Source organism: Pseudomonas donghuensis (assembly GCF_000259195.1).
In the GTDB taxonomy this organism is placed as follows: domain Bacteria; phylum Pseudomonadota; class Gammaproteobacteria; order Pseudomonadales; family Pseudomonadaceae; genus Aquipseudomonas; species Aquipseudomonas donghuensis.
Map to the genome: position 1 here is coordinate 270,807 of NZ_JH650758.1, position 992 is coordinate 271,798.

General features: G+C 62.6%; 1 protein-coding gene. It reads left to right on the top strand.

Translation table 11 applies throughout. The annotated features are described in order from the left end of the window. The first annotated feature begins 102 nt into the window (after nucleotides 1-102). A complete protein-coding gene (purU, locus tag UW3_RS0105850; RefSeq protein WP_010221360.1) occupies nucleotides 103-960 on the top strand; it encodes a formyltetrahydrofolate deformylase in 858 nt (285 codons plus the stop codon). Nucleotides 961-992: the final 32 nt, after the last annotated feature.

Genomic DNA, 992 nt, shown 5'->3' on the forward strand with positions numbered 1-992 from the left:
GGAGCTGCTGATCCGCCGCAGTTTCTCCGATTACTGGTGGCTGTGGCTGCAGGACGCCTCTGCCGAGTATGGCCTGAGCATTCAGGCCTAAGGAGCAATGCCATGAGTCGTGCACCGGACACCTGGATTCTCACCGCCGACTGCCCGAGCTTGCTCGGAACGGTGGACGTGGTGACGCGCTACCTGTACGAGCAGCACTGCTACGTCACCGAGCATCATTCGTTCGATGACCGACTGTCCGGGCGCTTCTTCATTCGCGTGGAGTTCCGCCAGCCGGATGACTTCGACGAGGCCAGCTTTCGCGCAGGGCTTGCCGAGCGGGGCGATGCGTTCGGCATGCTGTTCGAGCTGACCGCACCCAAGCACCGGCCGAAAGTGGTGATCATGGTGTCCAAGGCCGATCACTGCCTCAACGACCTGCTCTATCGCCAGCGTATCGGCCAGTTGAGCATGGACGTGGTGGCGGTGATTTCCAACCACCCGGACCTCGAGCCCCTGGCCCACTGGCACCGTATTCCCTATTACCACTTTGCCCTCGAGCCTCATGACAAACCGGCGCAGGAGCGCAAGGTGCTGCAGGTGATCGAGGCGTCCGGCGCGGAGCTGGTGATCCTTGCCCGCTACATGCAGGTGCTGTCGCCAGAGCTGTGCCGCAAGCTCGACGGCTGGGCGATCAACATCCATCACTCGCTGCTGCCCGGCTTCAAGGGCGCCAAGCCGTATCACCAGGCCTACAACAAGGGCGTGAAACTGGTGGGCGCCACCGCGCACTACATCAACAACGACCTCGACGAAGGCCCGATCATCGCCCAGGGCGTCGAGGCGGTGGATCACAGCCATTATCCCGAAGACCTGATTGCCAAGGGCCGCGATATCGAGTGCCTGACCTTGGCGCGGGCGGTGGGGTATCACATTGAGCGGCGGGTTTTCCTCAACGCCAACAGAACGGTAGTGCTCTGACGGCCGCCATCGCTGGCAAGCCAGCTCCCACA